This window comes from Serratia sp. CY33525 (genome assembly GCF_052169115.1).
Lineage (GTDB): Bacteria > Pseudomonadota > Gammaproteobacteria > Enterobacterales > Enterobacteriaceae > Serratia > Serratia sarumanii.
The window spans coordinates 64,382-89,444 of the sequence record NZ_JBJNLK010000016.1; the positions used below are offsets into that span (position 1 = coordinate 64,382).

24 protein-coding genes and 1 tRNA gene are annotated in these 25,063 nt (G+C 61.5%); 21 read left to right on the plus strand and 4 right to left on the minus strand.

The features are described from left to right. Positions 1-83: 83 nt before the first annotated feature. The 8 genes from ACJ8IM_RS24035 to rbsK are packed head-to-tail and all read left to right on the plus strand — an operon-like array spanning position 84 to position 8,024. Positions 84-902, plus strand: coding sequence for a DeoR/GlpR family DNA-binding transcription regulator (locus ACJ8IM_RS24035; RefSeq protein ID WP_004931653.1), 819 nt, complete (start codon positions 84-86; stop codon positions 900-902). A 49-nt stretch (positions 903-951) separates the two neighbouring features. Beyond that, positions 952-1,935 carry a substrate-binding domain-containing protein gene (locus ACJ8IM_RS24040; RefSeq protein WP_101455654.1) on the plus strand — a complete coding sequence of 328 codons (984 nt, stop codon included), beginning with the start codon at positions 952-954 and terminating at the stop codon, positions 1,933-1,935. Positions 1,936-1,937: 2 nt separating this feature from the next. Then, on the plus strand, positions 1,938-3,455 hold the full coding sequence (locus tag ACJ8IM_RS24045; protein WP_049212591.1) for a sugar ABC transporter ATP-binding protein: 1,518 nt from the start codon (positions 1,938-1,940) through the stop codon (positions 3,453-3,455). Further along, entirely contained in the window at positions 3,448-4,434 is a 987-nt protein-coding gene (locus tag ACJ8IM_RS24050; protein ID WP_033635839.1) for an ABC transporter permease, read from the plus strand. The genes ACJ8IM_RS24045 and ACJ8IM_RS24050 overlap by 8 nt, the downstream gene beginning before the upstream one ends. 10 nt (positions 4,435-4,444) lie before the next feature. Further along, positions 4,445-5,479, plus strand: coding sequence for an ABC transporter permease (locus ACJ8IM_RS24055; protein ID WP_033654064.1), 1,035 nt, complete (start codon positions 4,445-4,447; stop codon positions 5,477-5,479). Between the two features lie 31 nt (positions 5,480-5,510). Next, a complete protein-coding gene (gene alsE / locus ACJ8IM_RS24060) occupies positions 5,511-6,182 on the plus strand; it encodes a D-allulose 6-phosphate 3-epimerase (protein WP_033654065.1) in 672 nt (223 codons plus the stop codon). Positions 6,183-6,192: 10 nt separating this feature from the next. Beyond that, on the plus strand, positions 6,193-7,101 hold the full coding sequence (gene alsK, locus ACJ8IM_RS24065; RefSeq protein WP_079656788.1) for an allose kinase: 909 nt from the start codon (positions 6,193-6,195) through the stop codon (positions 7,099-7,101). After that, entirely contained in the window at positions 7,098-8,024 is a 927-nt protein-coding gene (rbsK, locus tag ACJ8IM_RS24070) for a ribokinase (RefSeq protein WP_033635835.1), read from the plus strand. Before alsK ends, rbsK begins: the two co-directional genes overlap by 4 nt. Before the next feature lie 32 nt (positions 8,025-8,056). Here the strand turns inward: rbsK and ACJ8IM_RS24075 are convergent, their stop codons facing one another. Next, positions 8,057-8,665: an HD domain-containing protein gene (locus tag ACJ8IM_RS24075; protein ID WP_025304127.1), complete on the minus strand. Its 609-nt coding sequence runs from the start codon at positions 8,663-8,665 to the stop codon at positions 8,057-8,059. 183 nt (positions 8,666-8,848) lie between these two features. Here ACJ8IM_RS24075 and trhA point away from each other — a divergent pair, with 183 nt between their 5' ends. Together trhA and ACJ8IM_RS24085 are read left to right on the plus strand one after the other, a co-directional pair. Continuing rightward, positions 8,849-9,523, plus strand: a complete 675-nt coding sequence (trhA, locus tag ACJ8IM_RS24080; protein WP_033654067.1) for a PAQR family membrane homeostasis protein TrhA — start codon at positions 8,849-8,851, stop codon at positions 9,521-9,523. Positions 9,524-9,673: 150 nt separating this feature from the next. Next, entirely contained in the window at positions 9,674-10,171 is a 498-nt protein-coding gene (locus tag ACJ8IM_RS24085; RefSeq protein WP_033649451.1) for a DUF2165 family protein, read from the plus strand. Between the two features lie 38 nt (positions 10,172-10,209). Here ACJ8IM_RS24085 and ygfZ read toward each other — a convergent pair whose 3' ends face one another. Beyond that, positions 10,210-11,202, minus strand: a complete 993-nt coding sequence (gene ygfZ / locus ACJ8IM_RS24090; protein ID WP_049194803.1) for a tRNA-modifying protein YgfZ — start codon at positions 11,200-11,202, stop codon at positions 10,210-10,212. Positions 11,203-11,522: 320 nt separating this feature from the next. Between ygfZ and sdhE the strand changes: the two genes are divergently transcribed. The 5 genes from sdhE to creD all read left to right on the plus strand — a co-directional run bounded on the left by sdhE (position 11,523) and on the right by creD (position 15,747). Beyond that, a complete protein-coding gene (sdhE, locus tag ACJ8IM_RS24095; RefSeq protein WP_004931679.1) occupies positions 11,523-11,789 on the plus strand; it encodes an FAD assembly factor SdhE in 267 nt (88 codons plus the stop codon). Continuing rightward, positions 11,770-12,192, plus strand: a complete 423-nt coding sequence (locus ACJ8IM_RS24100) for a protein YgfX (RefSeq protein WP_033649453.1) — start codon at positions 11,770-11,772, stop codon at positions 12,190-12,192. The genes sdhE and ACJ8IM_RS24100 overlap by 20 nt, the downstream gene beginning before the upstream one ends. Then, positions 12,192-12,887 (plus strand): two-component system response regulator CreB, encoded by a 696-nt coding sequence (gene creB / locus ACJ8IM_RS24105; protein WP_033654069.1) that lies wholly within the window; start codon positions 12,192-12,194, stop codon positions 12,885-12,887. Before ACJ8IM_RS24100 ends, creB begins: the two co-directional genes overlap by 1 nt. Then, entirely contained in the window at positions 12,884-14,302 is a 1,419-nt protein-coding gene (creC, locus tag ACJ8IM_RS24110) for a two-component system sensor histidine kinase CreC (protein WP_033654070.1), read from the plus strand. The genes creB and creC overlap by 4 nt, the downstream gene beginning before the upstream one ends. 80 nt (positions 14,303-14,382) lie before the next feature. Further along, positions 14,383-15,747, plus strand: a complete 1,365-nt coding sequence (creD, locus tag ACJ8IM_RS24115; RefSeq protein ID WP_041036554.1) for a cell envelope integrity protein CreD — start codon at positions 14,383-14,385, stop codon at positions 15,745-15,747. 37 nt (positions 15,748-15,784) lie between these two features. Here creD and fldB read toward each other — a convergent pair whose 3' ends face one another. Further along, positions 15,785-16,303 (minus strand): flavodoxin FldB, encoded by a 519-nt coding sequence (fldB, locus tag ACJ8IM_RS24120; RefSeq protein ID WP_033635825.1) that lies wholly within the window; start codon positions 16,301-16,303, stop codon positions 15,785-15,787. 106 nt (positions 16,304-16,409) lie between these two features. Here fldB and xerD point away from each other — a divergent pair, with 106 nt between their 5' ends. The 6 genes from xerD to ACJ8IM_RS24150 all read left to right on the plus strand — a co-directional run bounded on the left by xerD (position 16,410) and on the right by ACJ8IM_RS24150 (position 22,804). Beyond that, complete coding sequence (gene xerD / locus ACJ8IM_RS24125) at positions 16,410-17,309, plus strand: site-specific tyrosine recombinase XerD (protein ID WP_033638574.1); 900 nt, start codon at positions 16,410-16,412, stop codon at positions 17,307-17,309. Positions 17,310-17,335: 26 nt separating this feature from the next. Further along, a complete protein-coding gene (gene dsbC / locus ACJ8IM_RS24130) occupies positions 17,336-18,052 on the plus strand; it encodes a bifunctional protein-disulfide isomerase/oxidoreductase DsbC (RefSeq protein WP_101455653.1) in 717 nt (238 codons plus the stop codon). A gap of 6 nt (positions 18,053-18,058) precedes the next feature. Further along, positions 18,059-19,792, plus strand: a complete 1,734-nt coding sequence (gene recJ / locus ACJ8IM_RS24135) for a single-stranded-DNA-specific exonuclease RecJ (RefSeq protein WP_101455652.1) — start codon at positions 18,059-18,061, stop codon at positions 19,790-19,792. Between the two features lie 166 nt (positions 19,793-19,958). Beyond that, positions 19,959-21,057, plus strand: a protein-coding gene (prfB, locus tag ACJ8IM_RS24140; protein ID WP_096242572.1) for a peptide chain release factor 2 whose coding sequence is annotated in 2 segments (ribosomal slippage) — positions 19,959-20,033 and positions 20,035-21,057 — 1,098 coding nt in all. Because the reading frame shifts where the segments join, the coding sequence is not laid out codon by codon here. Between the two features lie 9 nt (positions 21,058-21,066). Next, positions 21,067-22,584 carry a lysine--tRNA ligase gene (gene lysS, locus ACJ8IM_RS24145; protein WP_033649459.1) on the plus strand — a complete coding sequence of 506 codons (1,518 nt, stop codon included), beginning with the start codon at positions 21,067-21,069 and terminating at the stop codon, positions 22,582-22,584. A gap of 146 nt (positions 22,585-22,730) precedes the next feature. Then, positions 22,731-22,804 (plus strand) — tRNA-Gly (locus ACJ8IM_RS24150). A gap of 166 nt (positions 22,805-22,970) precedes the next feature. On the opposite strand, the gene ACJ8IM_RS24155 is transcribed toward ACJ8IM_RS24150, so the two are convergent. Further along, the gene (locus tag ACJ8IM_RS24155; RefSeq protein WP_318749871.1) at positions 22,971-24,926 is read right to left on the minus strand and encodes a BCCT family transporter; all 1,956 of its coding nucleotides are present in this window, start codon (positions 24,924-24,926) and stop codon (positions 22,971-22,973) included. Positions 24,927-25,063 lie beyond the last annotated feature (137 nt).

Here is a 25,063-nt window from a genome sequence, read left to right on the forward strand (position 1 = left end):
GGGGCGATGCGCTTTGCGTCTGCGCGCAAAACGCGGCGCGGCAAATCGATATCGTAATCAACGTCGTGGAGGAGAAAAGAAACATGCTGCCTGTAGAACGTCATCGTTTTATCACCGAAGTCTTGAGCCAGCGCGGCCGCGTGATGGTGCAGGAGGTGGCGCAGCTGTGCCACATCTCTATCGAGACGGCGCGGCGTGATCTGGCCTTGCTGGAACGGCGCGGCCTGCTGCTGCGCAGCCACGGCGGCGCGGTGTTCGTCGAGCCGCCGGCGGTGGAGAAAACCTATGTGCCCGCCGAGATAGACCAGGGGGAATCTTTCCGCCAGCGCAGCAATGAGGCGCCGGAGCAGAAGACGCGCATCGCCAAACGCGCGCTGGAGTTTATCGCGCCGGGGGATTGCCTGCTGCTGGACAGCAGCTCCACCAGCTGGTTTTTGGCGCGCCAACTGCCGGATATCTCGCTGGTGGTGTTGACCAACTCGCTGCACATCATCCAGACGCTGGCCTGCAAGGCCAACGTGCGCACCATCGGACTGGGGGGCGAGTATTCCGCCAAGTATGAGGATTTTATCGGCGTGCTGGCGGAGCAGATGCTGAAAGAGTTCGTGATCAACAAGCTGTTTTTCTCCTGTCACGGCATCTGCCAGGACGGCGGCATCCGCGAAAGCAACGAGCACCATGCGCGGCTGAAGCAGCAGATGCTGCTGGCGTCGGAACGCAAGTTCCTGCTGGTGGACAGCAACAAGTTCGGCCGCCGCTCGTTCGCGCGCATCTGCCACTACCGGGAGATAGATACCTTAATCACCGATCGGCTCAGCGACGACGAATTTCGTCAGGAACTGGCCTGGAACAACGTCGACGTGATTGAAGTTTCACCCGCCGCGAAAAGGGCGGCGCGATAACAACAACGAAACCCCCTTATTTACAGCCAACACTTGTGGAGAGAGAACAATGAAAAAATCCGTACTGGTCGGTCTGTTTGCCTCGCTGCTGCTGTCGCTATCCGCGCAGGCGGCGGACAAGCTGAAAATGGGCGTGGTGGTGAAGATCGGCGGCATTCCGTGGTTCAACGCCATGGAGGCCGGCATCAAAAGCGAAGGCGCCAAACGCGGCATCGACGCCTGGATGGTCGGGCCGACGGCGGCGGATCCGGCGCTGCAGGTGCGCGCCATCGAAGATCTGATCGCGCAGAAGGTGGACATCATCGGCGTGGTGCCGAACGACGCCCGGGTGCTGGAGCCGGTGCTCAAGCGCGCGCAGGAGGCGGGCATCAAGGTGATCGTGCACGAATCCCCCGGCCAGAAGTACGCCGACTGGGACTTTGAGCTGGTGGACGCCTTGCAGCACGGGGTCAACCACATGAAAGCGCTGGCCGCCTGCATGAAAGAGCAGGGCAAGTACGCGGTGTACGTCGGCAGCCTGACGGTGCCGCTGCATATCACCTGGTCGGACTCGGCCATCAACTACCAGAAGCAGCACTACCCGAACATGCAGCTGGTGGGCGACAAGTTCGGCGTGGGGGAATCGCTGGATGACAGCGTGCGCACCACCAACGATCTGATGGCCAAATATCCCGATCTGAAAGGCGTGCTGGCGTTCGGATCGCAGGGGCCGATCGGCGCCGGGCGCGCGGTGCTCAACCGCGGCAAAAGCAACGATATCTGCGTCATCGGGCCGTTCAGCCCGGGCCAGGGCGCTTCGCTGGTCAATCGCGGCGCCATCAAGGGCGGTTACATCTGGAACCCGATGGTGGCGGGCGAAGTGTTCGTGCGCATCGCCGACATGATGCACAAGGGAGAAAAAATCACCGACGGCATGACCATCGAAGGCATGGGCAAGGTGCAAGTGGATGCGCAGCAGCACACCATTCTCGGCAACGCCACTGAAAGCCTGGATAAGCAAAACCTGCCGAAGCTGGTGAAGATGGGGCTGTAATCATGGCGATTTCCGGCAATACGGCAACCCAGGGCGCGCCGCTGATCGCGCTGCAACAGCTGTCGATGACCTTTGGCGGGCAACGTGCGCTGAACGCTATCTCGCTGGCGCTGATGCCGGGGGAAGTGCACTGCCTGGCCGGCACCAACGGCTGCGGCAAGAGTACGTTGATCAAGGCGATCGCCGGCGTGTATCAACCGGACGACGGCAGCCGCATCACCATCGACGGGCACACCTTCGGCCGGCTGTCGCCGGATCAGGCGCGCGCCTTCGGCATTCAGGTGATCTACCAGGATCTGTCGCTGTTTCCCAACCTGACGGTGGCGGAAAACATCGCCTTCGAGCACAACCTGCATGGGTTGCTGGGATGGTACCGCCCGGCGCGGCTGCGGCGCACCGCCGAGCGGCTGCTGCAGGAGCTGAGTTTCCATCTGGATCTCGATAAACGGGTGGCGGAGCTGCCGATCGCCCAGCGGCAGCAGGTGGCGATCTGCCGCGCGCTGGTGGCGGAGGCGCGGCTGGTGATCATGGATGAACCGACCGCCTCGCTGACCCGCACCGAGGTCAATCAGCTGCTGCGCACGGTGGATTACCTGAAAGCGAAAGGCATCTGCGTGGTGTTCGTCAGCCATCGGCTGGACGAGGTGCTGGAGATCTCGGATCGCGTCACGGTGATCCGCGACGGCAACAAGATCGGCACCTGGCCGGCGGCGGAGATCACCGGCGATCGTCTGACCGAGCTGATGACCGGTCTGAAGCTGGACTATCGCCTGAAGTCACCCAGCATGAATAAGGATCGGGTGCTGCTGGAGGCGGATCGCCTCAGCCGCGCCGGGCAGTATCAGGACGTGAGCTTCCGGCTGCATCAGGGTGAGGTGCTCGGTCTATGCGGGCTGCTCGGCTCCGGGCGCACCGAGCTGGCGCTGAGCCTGTTCGGCATGACTCGGCCGGACAGCGGCAAGCTCTACCTCGACAGCAAACCGGTGCGCTTTCGCGGCCATGAGGACGCGATCAAGGCCGGCATCGGCTACGTCTCGGAGGATCGCCTGACGCTCGGCCTGGTGCAGCAACAGTCGGTGGCGGACAACGCGGTGCTGACCATTCTCGATAAGCTGCGCGGGCGTTTTCGCCTGATTGACGACTACCGCAAGAATCGCATCGTCGCGGAGTGGATCGCCAAACTCGGCGTGCGGGTGGCGGATCCGGAGCAGGCGGTTTCGACGCTGTCCGGCGGCAATCAGCAAAAGATCGTGTTGGCCAAGTGGGTGCTGACCCAGCCGCGGATCCTGATCCTCGACTCGCCGACCGTCGGCGTCGACGTCGGCGCCAAGGCCAGCATCTACCAACTGATCCATCTGCTGGCGCAGGAGGGGATCGCCATTTTGCTGATCTCCGACGAAGTGCCGGAGGTGTATTACAACTGCGATCGGGTGCTGCACTTCAGCGGCGGCAGCGTGATCGGCGAGTACCTGCCGGGGCAGGTGAGCCAGCAACAGCTGGCGGAGGCGGTCAATGCGTAGATTCAGCCTGAAACCGCGCGGTAACGAAGGCTACCTGGCCTGGGTGCTGTTGCTGACGGTCATCGTCTTTTCGCTGCTCAGCGAGCAGTTTTTAACGGTGCAAAACCTGCTCGATCTCTGCGAAAGCTATGCGGTGAGCGGCATCTTTGCCCTCGGCCTGTTCGTGGTGCTGGTGACCGGCGGCATCGATATCTCCTTCGCTGCGGTGGCCTCGGTGGTGCAGTACCTGATCGCCACGCTGGCGACCCATTACGGCCTGGCCAGCCCGGCGGGCAGCATTCTGCTGGCGTTGGCGATCGGCGCCGCGCTGGGCATGGTCAACGCGCTGCTGATCTACTGCCTGCGCATCGTCTCGATCATCGTCACCATCAGCATGCAGGCGTTGTTGTTCGGCATGCTGATGTGGCTGACCAACGGCCGCAGTCTGTACGCGCTGCCGGACTGGTGGACGCTGCCGCGCAGCGTGCTGCCGTTCCAGTTGGGTGAACAGAGCTATCAGCTCGGTTTGCCGACGCTGGTGATGCTGGCGGTGGCGCTGCTGACCTGGCTGCTGCTGAACAAGACGCACCTCGGGCGCCAGCTGTTTGCCGTCGGCGGCGATGCGGAATCGGCGCGGCGCATCGGCATTCGCGTCGGCCTGCTGCACCTGTTCGCCTACGGCTATCTGGGCGTGATGGCGGCGATCGGCGGCCTGGTGCAGGTGTACCGCATGGGCGAAGTGGTGCCCAACGCGCTGGTGGGCGGCGAGCTTGACGTACTGGCGGCGGCGGTGCTGGGCGGCGCCAGCCTGAACGGCGGCAAGGGCAGCGTGATCGGCACGCTGATGGGCGTATTCCTGATCGGCGTGCTGAAAAACGGCCTCAACCTGATCGGCGTGTCCAGCTACTTCATGAACGTGGTGATCGGCCTGGTTATCGTCGCGGCGATCACCGTCACTCACTACAAGAAACGCAAAGAAACCGACGTCGGTTTCGCCTGAGGAGCGCCTGATGGGCAACTACCTGAAATTTCGTCCGGACGGCACCGCCGTCGGCCTGTTGGCGCTGCTGGTGGCGGTGGTGCTGGCCTTCAGCCTGCTGATGCCGGGGCGCTTCTTCAGCGGCGCCACCTTCACCAGCGTGGCGTTCCAGCTGCCGGAGCTGGGCCTGCTGACCCTGGCGATGTTCATCCCGATCCTCAGCGGCGGCCTGAACCTGTGCATTATCGCCAGCGCCAACCTGACCAGCCTGCTGATGGCCTGGCTGTTCATCAGCTATCTGCCGCCGGACGCCGGATTGGGATTGCAGGCGCTGTGGCTGGTGTTGGCGCTGGCGGCGGCGATGCTGCTGGCCGTGACGATCGGCGCGGCGACCGGCGCGCTGGTAGCCTACGTCGGCGCCCATCCGATTCTGGTGACGCTGGCGACCATGACTACGGTCAACGGCATCGGCATCTACCTGACGCGCGGCGCGGCCCTGAGCGGCATGCCGGAGATCGTGCGGTTTATCGGCGCCGAGCGCGTGCTGGGCGTACCGGTACCGCTGTGGATCTTCCTGGCGGTCGCCGTGCTGCTGGCGCTGTTCTTGCAGAAAACCCGGCTCGGCAAATGCATCTACATGAGCGGCAGCAACATCAACGCCACCCACTTCAGCGGCGTGAATACCCATCGGGTGCTGATCGCCATTTACACCCTCTCCAGCCTGCTGTGCGTGATCGCCGGGCTGGTGATGATGGCGCGCTTCAACTCGGCGCGCATGGGCTACGGCGACTCTTACCTGCTGCTGACGGTGCTGGCGATCATTCTGGGCGGCACCGATCCGTTCGGCGGTTTTGGCCGGGTCAGCGGCGTGGTGCTGGCGCTGATCGTGCTGCAGGTGATCGCCACCGGTTTGAACCTGATGAACGTCAGCCCGCACTTCAGTCTGGCGATGTGGGGCGCGGTACTGATTGCGGTGCTGGCGCTGAAGTTTTTCCGCCATCGCTATCGGCAGCGGCGGGCGATGCGCCGCAGCGCGGCCCAGGCCAGAGCCGCGGCAGGCCACTGATCCTTTTTCCCTTTTGCGCAGGATAACGCTAATGAAATACCAGATTTCACCTTCACTGATGTGCATGAACCTGATGGATATCCGGCAGCAATTGGCGGTGCTGAACCGCCGCGCCGATATGCTGCATATCGACATCATGGATGGGCACTACGTTAAAAACATCACGCTGTCGCCGTTCTTTATCGAACAGATCCGCCCGCACACCTCGTTGCTGCTGGACGTGCATCTGATGGTGGAGAACCCGACCGATTTTATCGACCCCATCGCCCGCGCCGGCGCGGACTTTATCTGCCCGCACGCTGAAACCATCAACCGCGACGCGTTCCGGGTGATCAACCAGATCCGCGCGCTGGGCAAAAAAGTGGGGGTGGTGCTGAACCCGGCTACGCCGGTGGAGTTTATCCGCCACTACCTTCATCTGCTGGACAAGGTTACGGTGATGACCGTCGATCCGGGCTATGCCGGGCAGCCGTTCATTCCCGAAATGCTGGAAAAGATCCGCCAGTTGCGCGATCTGAAACGCCAGCAAAACCTGAGCTATCTGATCGAGATCGACGGATCCTGCAATCAGCGCACCTACCGCGATCTGATGGGCGCCGGCGCGGAAGTGTTGATCGTTGGCAGCTCCGGGCTGTTCAACCTCGATCCGGATCTGGAGACGGCATGGGAAAAAATGCTGGATCAGATGCGGCAGGCGGCCTGAGGCGGGGGACATGATGCGGCATTTTCTTGGCGTAGACGTCGGCGGCACCAACACCCGCCTGCTGTTGATGGATGATGACGGCGAGTTCAGCGGTTACCGCAAGATGGCGACCGCCGATTGGGCACGACAGGCCGATCCGCTGGCGGCGTTGGGCCGCCTGATCGCCGGGCATTGCCAGGATCGTCAGGTGGCGCAGGTGATGCTGGGGCTGCCGGGTATCCTCAGCCGCGATCGCTCGCGGGTGCTGTCGCTGCCGTTCATTCCGGCGTTGGATGCTCAGCCGGTGGCGGCGCTGTTGGCCGATTTGCTGGCGCTGCCGGTGCGGATGGATAAAGACGTCAATCACCTGCTGTGGTGGGACTTGCAGCAGCTGCCGGCGCTGCCGCAGGTGGCGGTGGGGCTGTATTTGGGCACCGGCATGGGCAATAGCCTGTGGCTGAACGGCGATTTTTACCACGGGGCGCACGGCGCCGCCGGCGAGCTGGGGCACATTCCCTGGCCGGGCCATCAGGGCGAGTGCCCGTGCGGTAAACGTGGCTGCGTCGAGAGCCTGACCTCCGGCCACTGGCTGACCGGCTGGGCGCATGCCAACGCGGCGCAAACGCCGTTCGAACGGCTGTTCGAACGCCACGGCGAACATCCGGATCTGCGGCGCTTCGTCGAACGATTGGCGCAGACCATCGCCATCGAAATGAACGTGCTCGATCCCCAGCAGCTGATCCTGGGGGGCGGCGTGATCGCCATGAGCGGTTTTCCGTTGGCGCAGCTGGAGCAAGAGATCCGCCGCCATCTGCGCGGGCCGCAGCCGGCGCAGGGGCTGGCGATCTCCGTCAGCCGCCTTAGCGATGAGACCGGCAGCAAAGGCGCCTGCCTGGCCGCCCGGCGCCATTTCCAATTGAGCAGGGAGTACCCGCAATGAAAGGCAAAGTCTGCGTGTTCGGTTCGTTCAACCTGGATATCGTCGCCGGCATGGCGCGCTTTCCGCAGCCCGGCGAATCGCTGATCGCCCGCAACAGCATGATGGGCGCGGGCGGCAAGGGCGCCAATCAGGCCACCGCCGCGCTGCGCGCCGGGGCGCGGGTGCATTACATCGGCAAGGTGGGGCGCGACGACTTCGGCACCTTTGCCCGGCGCCATCTCGCCGCCGCCGGTTTCGATGCTGTGACGCTGTTCTCGACCGGCGATTGCCCGACCGGCAATGCGCTTATCTACGTTGCCGGTGAGGAGGCGGAGAACATGATCGCCGTCGATCCCGGCGCCAACCTGACGGTCAGCGAAGATGAGGTGCGCCAGTGCCGGCCGGCGATCGCCGCGGCGGATATTCTGTTGACTCAGCTGGAGAACAATCTGCCGGCGATTGAGCAGGTGATCGCCATCGCCCGCGAGGCGCAGACGTTCATCATTCTCAACCCGGCGCCGTTTCAGCCGGTGCCGGACAGCCTGCTGGCGCAGGTTGATATGTTGACGCCCAACGCCACCGAGTGTACGTTGCTGACCGGCGTGCCGGTGCGGGATGCGGCTTCGGCGCGCCAGGCGGCGCAGGTGCTGCACGCCAAGGGCATTCGCTTGCTGATCGTGACCTTGGGCACGCAGGGGGCGTTGTTCTCGGACGGGGAAAACAGCGAACTGATCCCGGCGTTTCCGGCGCAGCCGAAAGACACCACCGGCGCGGGCGATGCGTTTAACGGCGCCCTGGCGGCGCAGCTGGCGAATCAGGTGCCGTTAGCCGATGCGGTGCGCTTCGCCGCCGCCTACGCGGCGGTCTGCGTGGAGCGCGCCGGGGCGGCGGGATCGATGCCGAGCTATGAGGAGGCGTTGGAACGCCAACGGGCGTTCGCGTGACGATAACGGGCTGCGGCGGCGGCCTGGTTTACTTACTTCAACCAGCCTTTGCGCTGCGCATCCCGCAGGTGTTGCTCCATGTGGTGCCACAGCTCGGGGTGCACGTCGGCGATCGATGCATTGCGCGCCAGCACCTGCTCCAGGCTGATGCCGTTTTCCACCCAGCTCTGGCCTTCATTGTGCAGGTTCATCAGCATCGGCATGGTGCGATCCAGCAGCAAGGCGAAGCGTGCATCGGCGCTTTCGCCATCTTCATATTCCTGCCATAAAGCGGTGAAATACTCGCGCTGAGCCTCCGGCAACATGCCGAACAGGCGGCGCGCCGCTGCCACTTCCTGATCGTGGATCGCCGCGCGGGCCGCCAGATCGTAGACCAGCACGTCGCCGGCGTCGATTTCCACAATGTCATGCAGCAGCGCCATCTGGATCACGCGCTGAATGTCTACGTCATCACCGGCGTAGGGCGCCAGGCTCATGGCGGCGATGGCGAAGTGCCAACTGTGTTCGGCGGAGTTTTCCTGGCGCTGGGTGCCCAGCACTTTGGTGCGGCGTTGCACGCCTTTCAACTTATCGATTTCCATCAGGAACTGGATGACCTGGGTCATTGAGCCGAAATCTAACGCGGGTACAGCGGATGACATGGTGTAAACCTCAAGGTGGGTGGGTTGAAGCCTGACGATTGTAGACCACCAGACGGGCGATTTCGATGGTTACACGCGTTCACATTTTTATTTTAGCGTACACGTGTACACTGGAATTATTCTCAGTTAAGCTGCTTTGCGTTAATTTCGCACAAAGCAGGGCATTTTGAGGGGTTGCGCGTTATGGGGAAAACGGACGTAGTGAAAGCCGGGAACAATAAGATTGTCGCCGCGGCTTATCCTTGGGCGGAAGAGATCGCCAACAGCATCAGCCACGGCATCGGGCTGGTGTTCGGTATCGTCGGCCTGGTGTTGCTACTGGTGCAGGCGGTGAATACCGGCGCCGATGCGACGGCCATCACCAGTTACAGCCTGTACGGCGGCAGCATGATCCTGCTGTTTCTCGCTTCCACGCTGTACCATGCGATCCCGCATCAGAAGGCCAAGCATTGGCTGAAAAAATTTGACCACTGCGCCATTTATCTCCTGATTGCCGGGACTTACACCCCGTTTCTGCTGGTGGGGCTGGATTCGCCGTTGGCGAAGGGCCTGATGGCGGTAATCTGGGGATTGGCGCTGCTGGGCGTGCTGTTCAAGCTGGCCTTCGCCCACCGTTTTGAAGCCCTGTCGCTGATAACCTACCTGACGATGGGCTGGCTGTCGCTGATCGTGATTTATCAGCTGGTTACGCGGCTGGAGGCCGGCGGCGTCACGCTGCTGGCGATAGGCGGGGTGGTCTATACCCTCGGCGTGATTTTCTACGCCTCCAAGCGCATTCGCTTTGGCCACGCCATCTGGCACGCCTTCGTGCTCGGCGGCAGCGCCTGCCATTTCATGGCGATCTACCTCTACGTCTAAACGTTATCGCTACGTCTGAATGCGTATTGAACGGGCGCCTCTTTTGTTTTAAAAAAGAGGCGCTTGCTTCTTTCGGGTATCCAGCAAGCCCGTTCTTTCATTTCTGAGCCCGCATACTCTTTCTCTAAACTTTGTTCAGGACTCATCACGATGATCGTTCGCTTATCCAAAGCGCTGCTGGTCTGCGCTATCGCTTTGTTCGCTTCGCTGGTGGCCTTCGGCAATATCACCGATTACGGCTCCAACTTCGCCTTCGTGCGCCACGTCTTTATGATGGACACCATTTTCCCCGACGCCACCATCGGCTACCGTTCGATACAAACGCCGTGGCTGCACCACGCCGGCTATATCTTCATCATTGCGCTGGAGAGCCTGACCGCGCTGCTGTGCTGGATCGGCGGCCTGCGCTTGCTGTGCGGCCTGAAACTGCCCGCTAAAGCTTTCAACGGCCGGAAAAAGCTGGCGGTTGTGGGGCTGACGCTGGGCTTCCTCACCTGGCAGGTCGGCTTTATGTCGATTGGGGGCGAGTGGTTTGGCATGTGGATGTCGAAACAGTGGAACGGCGTGCCCGATGCGTTTCGCTTCTTCGTCACCATCATTCTGGTGCTGATTTATCTGGTGCAGCGCGACGGGGAGTTGGACGAGTAACGAAGACGGCCGCAGGCAGGGCGCCTGCGGCCGACGGATTATTTCTCTTCGGCCAGCGAATACGGCAGCGGTTTGATCGCCAGCTGGCTGGCGGCATCCTCGCGCACCCGCAGCTTGCTGTCGGCGTCCAAATCGTTGTTCATCACCACCTGCACCCACAGCCTGCCGTCGGCCAGTTGGCTCGACGCCAGCACGGTGCCGGTGCGGCGCCAGTTTTCACCCAGCTGCAGCTCCAGGTCTTCCGCCGCCTGCGGGGCGCGGGCCGCCTTACCTTCCAGCCAGTAGAGCGCACGCTTGTTGGCGCCGCGGAATTTGGCGCGCGCCACCATCTCCTGACCGGTATAGCAGCCTTTGCTGAAGCTGATGCCTTCCAGCGCCTGCAGGTTGGTGGCCTGCGGGATCAGCTGCGCGCTGTTGGCGGCGTCTATAACCGGATAACCGGCCTCGATCTCCAGCGCCAGCCACTGGCCGCTGTCATTCAGCTCCGCCTGGTCATGCAGTTTGCCGATCAGCTGTTCGGCCACGGTGGGGCGGGTCACCAGCAGAAAACGTTCCGCCGGCGCGTTGAAGTGCAGGATCGTGGTCTCGCCGTCCTGCACCACCGGGTGCTCGGCGCTCGGCAGCGTGGCGAACAGATCCGCCAGCGCGGCGCGCGCCTGGAAACCGGCGACGCCCAGCAACACCGCGTCGTTATCGGCGGCGATGGTGACTTTGGAGAACACCGCGTATTTTTTGATTTCCGCCAGCTGGCTGTCCAGCACGCTGCGGCGTTCCAGATAGGCGAAGCCTTCGCCACGGTGGAACAGACGCAGGTTGCTCCACATTTTGCCCTTGGCGTCGCAGTGGGCGCACAGCACGTGTTGATCGGCCGCCAGCGCGTCGATGTCCGCCGTCACCTGGCCCTGGAGATATTTCACCGTGTCCGGCCCGTTCAACGTCACCAGCGCCCAATCTTCCAGCGAGATCAGCGTCAGGGGCAGATGGGTGGAAGCGGAGGGCTGACGGGGTGGGAATGGAATGTTATGCGCCATAGTAAGTTCCTGCTCAACGTTTAGCTTACCTGAAGGGTATTGAACCCATGGTAAAAGAGGCGGCGGGCTTTGCAAACTGTTATTCGCGCCGCGGCGCCGGGGTGCGCTTTTTTTGGCATTTTGCGCTTTATTACGCTTTCCGCAGCAAAGCGCCTTCCCGGCGTGTATGTCAAATTGTTACTCTATAGGCTTGCGGCCAGGGCACCCTTGCAGACAGATCCCCGGCTGATGGAATTATATTGCGACGGCGTTGCCATACAGTGTGTCATTTGAACCCTGCGCTGGCGCTGCCGCGCTGAAAAGAGGTGAGTCATAACAACATGGATATTAACAACAAAGCACGTATTCACTGGGCTTGCCGCCGTGGCATGCGCGAGCTGGACATCTCCATCATGCCGTTCTTCGAGTACGAATACGACAGCCTGAATGACGCGGACAAGGCGCTGTTTATCCGCCTGCTGGAGTGCGACGATCCCGATTTGTTCAACTGGCTGATGAATCATGGCGCGCCGCAGGACGGCGAGCTGCAGAGAATGGTGACCCTGATCCAAACGCGAAATAAAGACCGTGGCCCAGTGGCGATGTGATATCCGCATTTCCTGGCGCACCCAGCTGTTTTCACTGTTGACCCACGGCGTGTTGATCCTGCTGATCCTGATTTCGCCCTGGCCGGAAGGTTTTGGCCCGCTCTGGCTGGTGCTGCTGACGCTGGTGGTGTTTCAGTGCATTCGCAGCCAGAAGCGCATCGCCGCGGCGCAGGGCGAGCTGCGGCTGCTGGCGGACCGGCGCTTCAGCTGGCACGGCCGCGAGTGGCGGCTGGCGAAAAAACCGTGGATGCCGGGTTACGGCATGCTGCTGACGCTGCTGCCGATGGAGGGCAAAAAGCGCCGCCGGCTGTGGCTGGCTTCCGACTGCATGAGCAAAGAGGAGTGGCGCCACCTGCGGCAGCTGTTGCTGTATCCGCCGGCGGGTGACGGCGAGGATCCCTGATGAAACCCGTACTCTGGTTGGTGGAGGATGAACCCAGCATTGCCGATACGCTGGTTTACACGCTGGAGAGCGAAGGCTTCGAGGTGCGCTGGTTCGAACGCGCGGAACCGGCGTTGCAGGCGCTGGCGCAAGGCGCGCCCGCGCTCGCTATCCTCGATGTCGGTTTGCCGGATATCAACGGCTTTGAATTGTGTCGCCGCCTGCTGGCTCAGGCGGTCGACCTGCCGATTCTGTTTCTCACCGCCCGCAGTGATGAAGTGGATCGCCTGATCGGGCTGGAGATCGGCGCCGACGACTATGTCGCCAAGCCGTTCTCTCCTCGCGAGGTCAGCGCGCGGGTGCGCACCATTTTGCGTCGCCTGCACAAGCAGCAGCGCCTGCAGCAGAGCGCGCCCTACCATTTCGGCGCTTTCGCGCTCGACGAAGACGCGGCCACCATTTCCTACCATGAGCGGCCGCTGTCGCTGACCCGTTACGAATACCTGCTGCTGAAGACGCTGCTGTTGGCGCCTGGACGGGTGTTCTCGCGGCAGCAACTGATGGAAAGCGTTTGGGCGCAGGCGGAAGAAAGCCTGGATCGTACCGTCGATACCCACATCAAAACGCTGCGCGCCAAGCTGCGTGCGGTTGAACCCGGTGAACCGCCGATCCACACCCACCGCGGATTGGGCTACAGCGTGAGCCGCCAGCCATGAAAATTGGCCTGCGCCTGCTGCTGGGGTACTTTCTGATCGTAGCGGTGGCCGGGTACTTCGTGCTGAGCATTTTCGTCCAGGAAGTGAAGCCCGGCGTGCGGCGCGCTACCGAAGGCACGCTGGTGGACACCGCCAACCTGCTGGCGCAGATCGCCCGTCAGGACATGCAGCGCGGCGATGCGGCGCATGGCCAACTGGCGCAGGCGTTTACGCAGCTGAATCAGCGGCCGATCGGCGCCAACATTTCCGGCATCCGCAAGGACCGCAGTGAATACCACGTCTATCTTACCGATGCCCAGGGCCGGGTCATCTTCGATTCCGCCGGCCGCGCGCAGGGGCAGGATTATTCGCGCTGGAATGACGTTTATCGAACGCTGCGCGGCCAGTACGGCGCCCGCAGCACCCGCAGCGACCCGCAGGATGAAAACAGTTCGGTGATGTATGTGGCCGCGCCGGTGATAGAACAAGGGCGCATTATCGGCGTGCTCACCGTGGGTAAACCCAACAGCACCATGGCGCCGGTGATCAAGCGCAGCGAACGGCGCATTCTGTGGGCCGGCGCGTTGCTGCTGGGGATCGCTCTGCTGATCGGGGCGGTGTTCGTCTGGTGGATCAACCGGTCGATAGGCCGGCTGGTGCGTTATGCCGATGGGGTGGCGCAGGGCGAAAATGCGCCATTGCCCAAAGTGGGCGGCCGGGAACTGACCCAGCTGGCGCAGGCGCTGGAGAGCATGCGCCTGAAGCTGGAAGGCAAAGCCTATATCGAACAATATGCGCATGCCCTGACGCATGAGCTGAAAAGCCCGCTGGCGGCGATCAGGGGCGCGGCGGAGCTGTTGCAGGAGCTGCCGCCGCCGGAAACCGCTCGGCGTTTTCTCACCAACATTGAGCAGCAAAGCGCGCGCATCCAACAACTGGTGGATAAACTGCTGGTGCAGGCGCGGCTGGAGAGCCGGCCAGAAATGGAGACGGCGCCCATCGCGATCGCGGCGTTGATCGACCAGACGGTGGCGGGCAAAGAGGCGCAGGCGACGCAGCGCGGCGTCAGGTTGCGGCTGGAGGCGCTGGCGGAGGTGACGCTGAACGGCGATGCGTTGCTGATCAGCCAGGCGCTGACCAACCTGCTGGACAACGCGATCGACTTTACCCCGCCGGGCGGTTGCGTCAGCGTGCGAGGCGAACGGCGGGAACAGCATTACTGCATCAGCGTTTGCGACGACGGCAGCGGCATTCCTGACTATGCGTTCGATAAGGTGTTCGAGCGCTTTTATTCGTTGCCGCGCGCCGAACGGCCAAAAAGCAGCGGGCTGGGGCTGAACTTCGTGCAGGAGGTCGCCCGTCTGCATCATGGCGGCATTCACCTGCGCAACCGCCGGCCGCACGGGGTGGAAGCGACGTTCATGTTATCGCTGTGACTTCACCTTCCCTTCACATAACCACATTCTGATTTCACCTGCGGGTTTTATCGTGGCCTCATTACCTACGAGGAGCGAGCATGATGAAATCGGTACTTTTCTGGAAAATAACCACGCTGCTGGGATTGATGGTGGTGATGTTGATCCCCATCGCCCAACTGATGAGCGTGATCGACGAACGCAGCGGCTATCGGCAAAGCGTGGTCGGGCAGGTGAGCGAAAGCACCAGCGGGGCGCAGCGCGTGCTCGGCCCGTTGATTGTCATTCCTTATGTCGAACGAGAAGAGAAAAAAGACGAGAAAGGACAAACGGTGGTGCAGCGGGTGCAGCATCACCGCTATTTGCTGCCGGAGTCGCTTCAGGTGCAGGGGGCACCGAATGTGGAAGTGCGCAAGTTGGGCATTTATCAGACACAGGTTTACCAGGGGCCGCTGAACTTCAAGGTGCGTTTCGGCCAGCCGGAGCTGGCGGATTTGCAACGCGCCAACGTGACCGTCGGCCAGCCGTTCCTGCTGGTGGCGCTGAGCGATTCTCGCGGCATCAAGAGCATTTCCCCGCTGGCAACGCCGCAGCCGGTGGCGTTTGAGCCGGGCACCGGCGTGGGATCGTTGCGCCAGGGGATCCACGCACCGCTGACGCTGGCGGCGCTGCAACAAAAAGCGGGGCTGAGCGCCGACTTCACCCTGACGCTGGCGGGCACCAGCAGCCTGTCACTGGTGCCGCTGGGGCGCAGCAGCGAGCTGCAGCTGCAAAGCAACTGGCCGCACCCGAATTTCCTCGGCAACTTCCTGCCGGACGAACGCAAGGTGACGGAGCAAGGGTTTAGCGCTCGCTGGCGCAGCACCTGGTTCGCCAACAACATCAACAGTGCGTTCCATTACGACGATGGCATTATCGACGAGGACAAGCTGCCGGCCTTCAGCGCCAGCCTGGTCGAACCGGTCGATCATTATCAGTTGACCGAGCGCGCAGTCAAATACGCGCTGCTGTTTATCGGGCTGACATTTATGGCGTTTTTCCTGTTCGAAACCCTGACCGGGCTGCGGGTGCACCCGATTCAATACCTGCTGGTCGGCGCGGCGCTGGTGTTGTTCTACCTGATTCTGCTGGCCTTCTCCGAACACCTGGGATTCGCTCTCGCTTACCTGGCGGCCAGCATCGCCTGCAGCGGACTGATCGGCTTCTACCTGAGCGCAGTGCTGCGCGGCAAGCTGCGCGGTGCGCTGTTCGCCGCGAGCCTATTGCTGTTGTACGGCGTGCTCTATTTGCTGCTGCAGTCGGAGGACAATGCGTTGGTGCTGGGGGCGGGGCTGCTGTTCGCCATTCTGGCGGGCATTATGCTGTTGACGCGCAAGTTGGACTGGTATCAGGTGGCCGATCCGGCGCGTCTGGCAAAGGAGACGCCGGCCGGCGAAGACGAACCGCGCTTCCGTCTGTGGAAATAAGCGGGGGAAATCGGGCGCGTTGAGCGCCCGATAGCGGCTACAGCAGCGGCTCCATTTCCAGCAGGATCTGTTCGCACCATTGCTGCAGGCGCTCTTCGCTCAGATCGTATTGATTGACCTCATCGAGCGCCAGGCCGACGAAGTGTTTGCCGTCGGCGCTCAGCGGTTTGGGGCTGGTGAACTCGAAGCCCTCGGTTGGCCAGAAGCCGATGAACTGCACGCCCAGCGGCGCGATGTGATCGTGCAGCATGCCCAGCGCGTCGAGGAACCACTCACCGTAACCGAGCTGATCGCCCATGCCGTACATGGCGACGATTTTGCCTTTCAGATCCAGCGCCGGCAGCTGCGGCCAGATCGCTTCCCAGTCTTCCTGCAGTTCGCCGAAATCCCAGGTCGGGATGCCGAGGATCAGTATGGAATAGTCCTCCATCAGCTTGGGAGAGACGTCTTTCAGGTTGTGCAGGTCGACCAGGTCTTCACCCAGAATCTCACGGATTTTTTCTGCCGCCATCTCGGTGTAGCAGGTGCTGGAGCCGTAAAACAGACCAATCTTCATGTGTAAACCGTTACGTTGCCGTTTAGAGAATTGCAGCGAGTATACCTGATTTGCGTCGGCTTAAGGCATAATGGCGCGGGTGGAAATGCAACAAAGAGAGGACCGCGTGCAACAGCAAGACCATGCGCTGATTGAACAATTCCTGGATGCGCTGTGGCTTGAGCGCAATCTGGCGGAAAATACGCTGGCCTCCTACCGGCTGGATTTGCAGGCGCTGGGCACCTGGCTTGGCCAGCAAAACACCGCCTTGCTGCAGGCGCAGGCGTTGGATCTGCAGGCGTTTCTCGCCGAGCGGGTGGACGGCGGCTACAAGGCCACCAGCTCCGCGCGTTTGCTGAGCGCCATGCGCCGCCTGTTTCAGTACCTGTACCGCGAAAAGCTGCGCGCCGACGATCCCACCGCGCAGCTGGCGTCTCCCAAGCTGCCGCAGCGTTTGCCGAAGGATCTGAGCGAGGCGCAGGTCGATGCGCTGCTGCAGGCGCCCTGCGTCGATCAGCCGCTGGAACTGCGCGACAAGGCGATGCTCGAAGTGTTGTACGCCACCGGGCTGCGAGTTTCCGAACTGGTGGGGCTGAGCATCAGCGACGTCAGCCTGCGCCAGGGCGTGGTGCGGGTGATCGGCAAGGGCAACAAGGAGCGGCTGGTGCCGCTGGGCGAAGAGGCGGTCTACTGGATCGAAAATTATCTGGAGCACGGCCGCCCGTGGCTGGTCAACGGCCAGACGCTGGATGTGCTGTTCCCCAGCACCCGCTGCCAGCAAATGACCCGACAGACGTTCTGGCATCGCATCAAACACTATGCCATCCTTGCGGGCATCGACAGCGAGCGTCTGTCGCCGCACGTGTTGCGGCACGCGTTCGCCACCCATTTGCTGAACCATGGGGCCGATCTCCGTGTCGTACAGATGTTGTTAGGGCACAGCGATCTCTCGACCACGCAAATTTATACTCATGTAGCGACTGAACGACTGAAACAGCTACATCAACAGCATCACCCGCGCGCCTGAGCGGCGGGTTCGAAAGGATTGGAACAATGAAAAAAGGTTTAATGCTGCTCTCACTGCTGGTGGCTTCGGTGACCAGCGCCGCCCATGCCGATGACGCGGCGATCAAAAAAGCGCTCGCCAGCCTGGGCATCCAGCAGGCGGACGTGCAGCCTTCACCGGTCAATGGACTGAAAACCGTGCTGACCGACAGCGGCGTGCTGTACGCCTCCGAAGACGGCAAGCACATTCTGCAGGGCCCGCTGTTCGACGTCAGCGGCAAAGAGCCGGTCAACGTGACCAACCAACTGCTGGGCAGCAAGATGGACGCGCTGAAAGATCAGATGATCGTCTACAAGGCGCCGAAAGAGAGACACGTGATCACCGTGTTCACCGACATCACCTGCGGTTACTGCCACAAGCTGCACCAGCAGATGAAAGAGTACAATGATCTGGGCATCACCGTGCGCTACCTGGCATTCCCGCGCCAGGGGCTGGCCTCCCAGGCTGAGAAAGACATGCAGTCGATCTGGTGCACTGCCGACAAGGCCAAGGCGTTCGACGCCGCCATGAAGGGCGATGCCGTTTCTCCGGCGACCTGCAAAACCGACATCAGCAAGCATTACGAGCTGGGCGTGCAGTTCGGCATTCAGGGCACGCCGGCGATCATCCTGGAAAACGGCATGATGATCCCGGGCTATCAGGGGCCGAAAGAGATGGCCGCCATGCTGGATGCGCACCAGGCCGCCACCAAAGCCGGTGGTTAATCGCCGGTGAGTATCAAAACGCAACTACGTCGCCGCCCGGCGGCGGACGACACGCATCTGCCCGCCAGTTTGCCGGCGCTGCTGCGCCGGCTTTACGCCCTGCGCGGCGTGCAGGCTGAGCAAGAGCTGGAACGCGGCGTCAAGGGCATGCTGCCCTGGCAACAGCTGGACGGCATCGACGACGCCGTCAGCCTGCTGCAACAGGCGCTGGCCGACGGCCGCCGCATCATGGTGGTGGGCGATTTCGACGCCGACGGCGCCACCAGCACCGCACTGACGGTGCTGGCGCTGCGCAGCATGGGCGGCGCCAGCGTCGACTACCTGGTGCCGAACCGCTTTGAAGACGGCTACGGCCTGAGCCCCGAGGTGGTGGAGCAGGCGGCGGCGCGCGGCGCGGAGCTGATCGTCACCGTCGATAACGGCATCTCCTCCCACGCCGGCGTCGACGTGGCGCACGCCAAGGGCATGCAGGTGCTGGTGACCGATCACCACCTGCCGGGCGAGACCCTGCCGGCGGCCGAAGCGATCGTCAATCCCAACCTGCGCGGCTGCGCCTTCCCGTCCAAATCGCTGGCCGGGGTGGGCGTCGCGTTCTACCTGATGCTGGCGCTGCGCGCCCGGCTGCGGGACAGCGGCTGGTTCGAGCAGCGCGCGCTGGCGATGCCCAATCTGGCGGAACTGCTGGATCTGGTGGCACTCGGCACCGTGGCCGACGTGGTGCCGCTGGACGCCAACAACCGCATTCTGGTGTATCAGGGGTTAAACCGCATCCGTGCCGGCAAATGCCGTCCGGGCATCCGCGCGCTGCTTGAGGTGGCCAACCGCGATGCCCGCCAGCTGGCGGCCAACGATCTCGGTTTCGCTCTCGGCCCGCGTCTTAACGCCGCCGGCAGGCTGGACGACATGTCGATCGGCGTGGCACTGCTGCTGAGCGATGACATCGCGCAGGCGCGTATGCTGGCCAACGATCTCGACGCGCTGAACCAGACGCGACGCGAGATAGAGCAGGGCATGCAGGTGGAAGCCCTGCAGCTGTGCGACCAGTTGGAGCGCACCAGTACCGAGCTGCCTTACGGGCTGGCGATGTATCACCCGGAATGGCACCAGGGCGTGGTGGGTATCCTCGCCTCACGTATCAAAGAGCGTTTCCACCGCCCGGTGATCGCATTCGCGCCGGCGGGCGACGGTATCCTGAAAGGCTCCGGCCGTTCGGTGCCTGGCCTGCACATGCGCGACGCGCTGGAGCGGCTGGATATGCTGAACCCCGGCCTGATGATGAAGTTCGGCGGCCACGCGATGGCGGCCGGGCTGTCGCTGGAAGAGGCCAGGTTCGACGAGTTCCGCCAGCGCTTCGGCGAGCTGGTGGGGGAATGGCTCGATCCGGCGATGCTGGAAGGGGTTATCTGGTCTGACGGCGAGCTGGCGATGCAGGAGCTGTCGCTGACGACGGCGGAGCTGCTGCGCGAGGGCGGCCCGTGGGGCCAGGCGTTCCCGGAACCGACCTTCGACGGCAAATTCCGCATCCTGCAGCAGCGGCTGGTGGGCGAGAAGCACCTGAAGCTGATGGTGGAGCCGCTCGGCGGCGGCCCGCTGCTCGACGGCATCGCATTCAACGTGGACACCACGCTGTGGCCGGACAGCAGCGTGCGCGAGGTCGAGCTGGCCTACAAGCTCGACGTCAACGAGTTTCGCGGCAGCCGCAACGTGCAGCTGCTGATCCAGCATCTTTGGCCGCGCTGAGGCGAAATTGAACACAATTCGGGGATTGGGCTCTCCAATCCCCTGCATCCTTCCCGATCGCCACAAAAACTGACCAACTCGCTATAAACTGCCGCCCGGATCCGTTAGAATTAGCGGTTCCAATGGCATTCCGCCATCGACGACATCAACGTAAAAGAACGAAACCATGTTTGAAATTAACCCGGTAAAAAACCGAATTCAGGACCTGTCCGAGCGGACTGCGGTTCTTAGGGGGTATCTTTGACTATGATGCCAAGAAGGAACGCCTAGAAGAAGTCAACGCCGAGCTGGAACAGCCGGACGTGTGGAACGAACCGGAGCGCGCGCAGGCGCTCGGCAAAGAGCGCGCCGCGCTGGAAGCCATCGTTGAAACCATCGATCAGCTGGAGCAGGGCGGCGAAGACGTCGGCGGGCTGCTGGAACTGGCGGTGGAAGCCGACGATGAAGAGACCTTCAACGAAGCGGTCGCCGAGCTGGATCAACTGATGAGCAAGCTGGATCAGTTGGAATTCCGCCGCATGTTCTCCGGCGAATACGACAGCGCCGACTGCTACCTGGATATCCAGGCCGGCTCCGGCGGCACCGAAGCGCAGGACTGGGCCAGCATGCTGCTGCGTATGTACCTGCGCTGGGCCGAAGCCAAGGGCTTCAAGACCGAAGTGATCGAAGAGTCCGACGGCGACGTCGCGGGCCTGAAATCCGCCACCATCAAGATCATCGGCGACTACGCGTTCGGCTGGTTGCGCACTGAAACCGGCGTTCACCGCCTGGTGCGCAAGAGCCCGTTCGACTCCGGCGGCCGCCGCCACACCTCGTTCAGCTCGGTGTTCATCTACCCGGAAGTCGACGACGATATCGATATCGAAATCAACCCGGCGGATCTGCGTATCGACGTGTACCGCGCCTCCGGTGCGGGCGGTCAGCACGTCAACAAAACCGAATCCGCCGTACGTATTACTCACCTGCCAACCAACATCGTGGTGCAGTGCCAGAACGATCGTTCTCAGCATAAGAACAAGGATCAAGCGTTTAAACAGCTGCGAGCCAAGCTGTACGAGTTTGAGATGCAAAAGAAAAATGCTGATAAGCAGACGATGGAAGACAACAAGTCCGACATCGGCTGGGGCAGCCAAATCCGTTCTTACGTGCTGGATGACTCCCGCATCAAGGATTTGCGCACCAACGTCGAAACGCGTAACACGCAGGCCGTACTGGATGGCGACCTGGATAAATTCATTGAGGCAAGTTTGAAAGCCGGGTTATGAGGAATAGAAATGTCTGAACAACAAGTACAGGGCGCCGATCAGGCGCTGGATCTCAATAACGAACTGCAGTCCCGCCGCGAGAAACTGGCCGGCCTGCGCGAGAACGGCATTGCGTTCCCGAATGACTTCCGTCGCGACTCCACCTCCGACAAACTGCACGCCGCGTACGGCGATAAAGACAACGAAGAGCTGGAAGCGCTGGGCGTAGAAGTGACCGTCGCCGGCCGCATGATGACCCGCCGCATTATGGGCAAGGCATCCTTCGTCACGCTGCAGGACGTGGGCGGCCGCATTCAGCTGTACGTCGCGCGCGACGATCTGGCTGAAGGCGTGTACAACGACCAGTTCAAGAAGTGGGACCTGGGCGATATCCTCGGCGCACGCGGCAAGCTGTTCAAAACCAAGACCGGCGAACTGTCGATCCACTGCACCGAGCTGCGTCTGCTGACCAAAGCGCTGCGCCCGCTGCCGGACAAATTCCACGGCCTGGCGGATCAGGAAACCCGTTACCGCCAGCGTTACCTGGACCTGATCGCCAACGAAGAATCGCGCAACACCTTCAAGGTGCGTTCTCAGGTGATGTCGGCTATCCGTAACTTCATGGTGGAACGCGGCTTCATGGAAGTCGAAACCCCGATGATGCAGGTGATCCCGGGCGGTGCGTCCGCGCGTCCGTTCATCACTCACCACAACGCGCTGGATATCGATATGTACCTGCGCATCGCGCCGGAACTGTATCTGAAGCGTCTGGTGGTTGGCGGCTTTGAGCGCGTGTTCGAAATCAACCGTAACTTCCGTAACGAAGGCGTTTCTCCGCGTCACAATCCAGAGTTCACCATGATGGAACTCTACATGGCTTACGCGGATTACAAAGACCTGATCGAGCTGACCGAGACGCTGTTCCGCACCCTGACCGAGAAAGTGCTGGGCACCTCTCAGGTGCAGTACGGCGACGAAGTGTTCGACTTCGGCAAGCCGTTCGAGAAGCTGACCATGACCGAGGCGATCAAGAAATACCGCCCGGAAACCGATCTGGCTGACCTGGCCGACATGGGCAAAGCGGTGGCCATCGCCGAATCCATCGGCATCAAGGTTGAGAAGAGCTGGGGTCTGGGCCGCGTCGTGACCGAGATCTTCGAAGAAGTGGCGGAAAGCCATCTGATTCAGCCGACCTTCATCACCGAGTACCCGGCTGAAGTGTCGCCGCTGGCGCGCCGCAACGACGTGAACCCGGAAATCACCGACCGCTTCGAGTTCTTCATCGGCGGCCGTGAAATCGGCAACGGTTTCTCCGAGCTGAACGACGCCGAAGACCAGGCGCAGCGCTTTGCCGATCAGGTGAACGCCAAAGACGCCGGCGACGATGAAGCGATGTTCTACGACGAAGACTACGTCACCGCGCTGGAGCACGGCCTGCCGCCGACCGCCGGTCTGGGCATCGGTATCGACCGCATGGTGATGCTGTTCACCAACAGCCACACCATCCGCGACGTGATTCTGTTCCCGGCGATGCGCCCACAGAAATAATTCCGTTTAGCGTGCAACCACCGGTGCAGGCAACTGCGCCGGTTTTTTTCGCCCACCGGACTTAACCGCTTAAAACATCGACAGTTACGCGCCATCTCCGCTTGCCCGCCGCCGATAACCGGTTATAATGCCTGTCGCACACCGATGCGGGTGTAGTTCAATGGTAGAACGGCAGCTTCCCAAGCTGCATACGAGGGTTCGATTCCCTTCACCCGCTCCAGCACTCCCTCATGAAAATATCCTGATTCTTCGAAACGTTATCCCGAACCAATCCTTTGCTCATAAAGCGCTGTTTCTGTTTGTCCGCCATTCCAACCGCATCATCAGCACTGTGGTGAAGAAAGCGGGGCAAAAAAATGCCGCCCCGGGGGACGGCATGTCGGCATTCAGCGAACCAGATGCAAGAAATGCAGGTGTTTCTCGTACTGGTCAAGAATATCGTTGATCAACTGCTCCTGATTCCAGCCCATGACATCGTAGTTCTGGCCGCCTTCTTTCAGGTAGATCTCCGCGCGATAATACTTGTGCTGCTCGGCTTGCTGTTCATCGTTATCCAGCCCGGCCAGAGCGAACGTCGGCGAACTGTAGCCGCGCAGTCTGACTTCATAGATAAAGTTAAGCTCATCGCCCAAATCGACCTCGAAACGAATGCGGTCTTCCGCAGTGGTGTTGATGCTGCTGAGCGTGTTTTGTTTACTCAGCTCTTCCTGCACCAGCGTCATGGCAGGCTGGATGACCTCATCCATAAAGCGCTTAACCAGCGAGCGTTTTGGCAGATAGGCGATATTGCGCAGCCTGCGCTGCCAGGGAATGGGGTTGCGGGCGGCGGTGGGGGCGATGGTGGCCATATTTTGGCTGTCGCGCTTGGTCAGATCGCGACGCAGTGCCTTAAGCAAGCCGTAGATGGAGACCAGCAAGATGGCCGAGAACGGCAATGCGCTGGCGATGGTGACGGTTTGCAGCGCGCTGAGCCCCCCGGCGATCAGCAAGGCGATGGCGACGATGCCCATCAGCGACGCCCAGAAAATGCGTTGCCAGACCGGCGTGTTGCTGGAGCCGCCCGAAGCCAGCGTATCCACGACCATGGCGCCGGAATCGGCGGAGGTGACGAAAAAGACGATAACCATCGCCATGGCGATAAACGAAAGCACGCTGGAGAACGGGAAATGCTCCAGGAAGTTAAACAACGCCAGCGCCACGTCTTGCTGTACCGTAGCGGCGAGGTCTGTCGCGCCCTTTTCCATGATGAGGTAAATGGCGCTGTTGCCGAACACCGTCATCCACATGAGGGTGAAGCCGGCCGGGACGAACAGCACGCCCGTGACAAATTCGCGGATGGTTCGGCCGCGGGAAACTCGTGCGATGAACATACCGACGAAAGGCGACCAGGAGAGCCACCACCCCCAATAGAGCAGCGTCCATCCGCCTAACCAGTTGCTGGATTTCGGCTCATAGGCATACAGGTTGAACGTCTTGCTGACCAGCTCGGACAGATAGCCGCCGGTATTTTCCACAAAGGATTTCAACAGCAGAACGGTTGGCCCCAACAGCAAGACCAAGGCCAGGAGCAACAGCGCCAGGCCAAGGTTCAGCTCCGACAGAAAGCGTATGCCTTTCTCCAGCCCTGAAACCACTGAAATGGTGGCCAGCCCGGTAATCACCACGATCAATATCACCTGAACGGTTTCGTTGATCGGCACGCCAAACAGGTGGTTAAGCCCGGCGTTGACCTGCAACACGCCATAACCCAGCGAGGTCGCGACCCCGAATACGGTGCCGATGACCGCGAAGATATCGACGGCGTGGCCGATAGGGCCATAAATGCGGTCGCCGATGATCGGATAAAGCGCAGAGCGCAGGGTCAACGGCAGGCCATGCCGATAGCTGAAGAAGGCCAGAATCAACGCCACGATGGCGTAGATCGCCCAGGCGTGCAGCCCCCAGTGGAAAAAGGTCAGGCGCATGGCCTGTTTGGCCGCCTCGACGCTCTCGGGCGTGCCGACCGGCGGCGAAAGATAGTGCATAACCGGTTCTGCCACGCCGAAGAACATCAGGCCGATGCCCATCCCCGCTGAAAACAGCATGGCAAACCATGAGTGGTAGCGAAAATCGGGTTGCGCATGATCGGGGCCGAGTTTGATGTCGCCGTAGCGGGAAAGCCCCAGAAACGTCACGCTGAGCAAAATCAGCGCCACGGCCAAAATATAAAACCAGCTGGCGTTGGTGAAGATTTGTTGCTGCAGAAGTTTGAAGTTCTTGTCAGCGACGTCGGGGAAAAAGGCGGCGAACGCGACCAGAAGAAAAATGAGGACTGCAGAGGTGAAGAATACCGCTTTGTTGATATGGCTTTGCGGATTTTTTAGGGAAGGTGCGAATAAGCGGGGAAATTCTTCTCGGCTGACTCAGTCATTTCATTTCTTCATGTTTGAGCCGATTTTTTCTCCCGTAAATGCCTTGAATCAGCCTATTTAGACCGTTT

Bases quoted from the DNA above. Each gene is read 5' to 3' on its own strand.
- ACJ8IM_RS24085 (WP_033649451.1), top strand. From the start codon at position 9,674: ATGATCGTTCGCTTATCCAAAGCGCTGCTGGTCTGCGCTATCGCTTTG.
- creC (WP_033654070.1), top strand. From the start codon at position 12,884: ATGAAAATTGGCCTGCGCCTGCTGCTGGGGTACTTTCTGATCGTAGCG.
- ygfZ (WP_049194803.1), bottom strand. From the start codon at position 11,202: ATGGCGCATAACATTCCATTCCCACCCCGTCAGCCCTCCGCTTCCACC.
- sdhE (WP_004931679.1), top strand. From the start codon at position 11,523: ATGGATATTAACAACAAAGCACGTATTCACTGGGCTTGCCGCCGTGGC.
- trhA (WP_033654067.1), top strand. From the start codon at position 8,849: ATGGGGAAAACGGACGTAGTGAAAGCCGGGAACAATAAGATTGTCGCC.
- ACJ8IM_RS24050 (WP_033635839.1), top strand. From the start codon at position 3,448: ATGCGTAGATTCAGCCTGAAACCGCGCGGTAACGAAGGCTACCTGGCC.
- ACJ8IM_RS24055 (WP_033654064.1), top strand. From the start codon at position 4,445: ATGGGCAACTACCTGAAATTTCGTCCGGACGGCACCGCCGTCGGCCTG.
- alsE (WP_033654065.1), top strand. From the start codon at position 5,511: ATGAAATACCAGATTTCACCTTCACTGATGTGCATGAACCTGATGGAT.
- ACJ8IM_RS24045 (WP_049212591.1), top strand. From the start codon at position 1,938: ATGGCGATTTCCGGCAATACGGCAACCCAGGGCGCGCCGCTGATCGCG.
- rbsK (WP_033635835.1), top strand. From the start codon at position 7,098: ATGAAAGGCAAAGTCTGCGTGTTCGGTTCGTTCAACCTGGATATCGTC.
- creD (WP_041036554.1), top strand. From the start codon at position 14,383: ATGATGAAATCGGTACTTTTCTGGAAAATAACCACGCTGCTGGGATTG.
- ACJ8IM_RS24035 (WP_004931653.1), top strand. From the start codon at position 84: ATGCTGCCTGTAGAACGTCATCGTTTTATCACCGAAGTCTTGAGCCAG.
- alsK (WP_079656788.1), top strand. From the start codon at position 6,193: ATGATGCGGCATTTTCTTGGCGTAGACGTCGGCGGCACCAACACCCGC.
- creB (WP_033654069.1), top strand. From the start codon at position 12,192: ATGAAACCCGTACTCTGGTTGGTGGAGGATGAACCCAGCATTGCCGAT.
- ACJ8IM_RS24075 (WP_025304127.1), bottom strand. From the start codon at position 8,665: ATGTCATCCGCTGTACCCGCGTTAGATTTCGGCTCAATGACCCAGGTC.
- dsbC (WP_101455653.1), top strand. From the start codon at position 17,336: ATGAAAAAAGGTTTAATGCTGCTCTCACTGCTGGTGGCTTCGGTGACC.
- lysS (WP_033649459.1), top strand. From the start codon at position 21,067: ATGTCTGAACAACAAGTACAGGGCGCCGATCAGGCGCTGGATCTCAAT.
- fldB (WP_033635825.1), bottom strand. From the start codon at position 16,303: ATGAAGATTGGTCTGTTTTACGGCTCCAGCACCTGCTACACCGAGATG.
- ACJ8IM_RS24040 (WP_101455654.1), top strand. From the start codon at position 952: ATGAAAAAATCCGTACTGGTCGGTCTGTTTGCCTCGCTGCTGCTGTCG.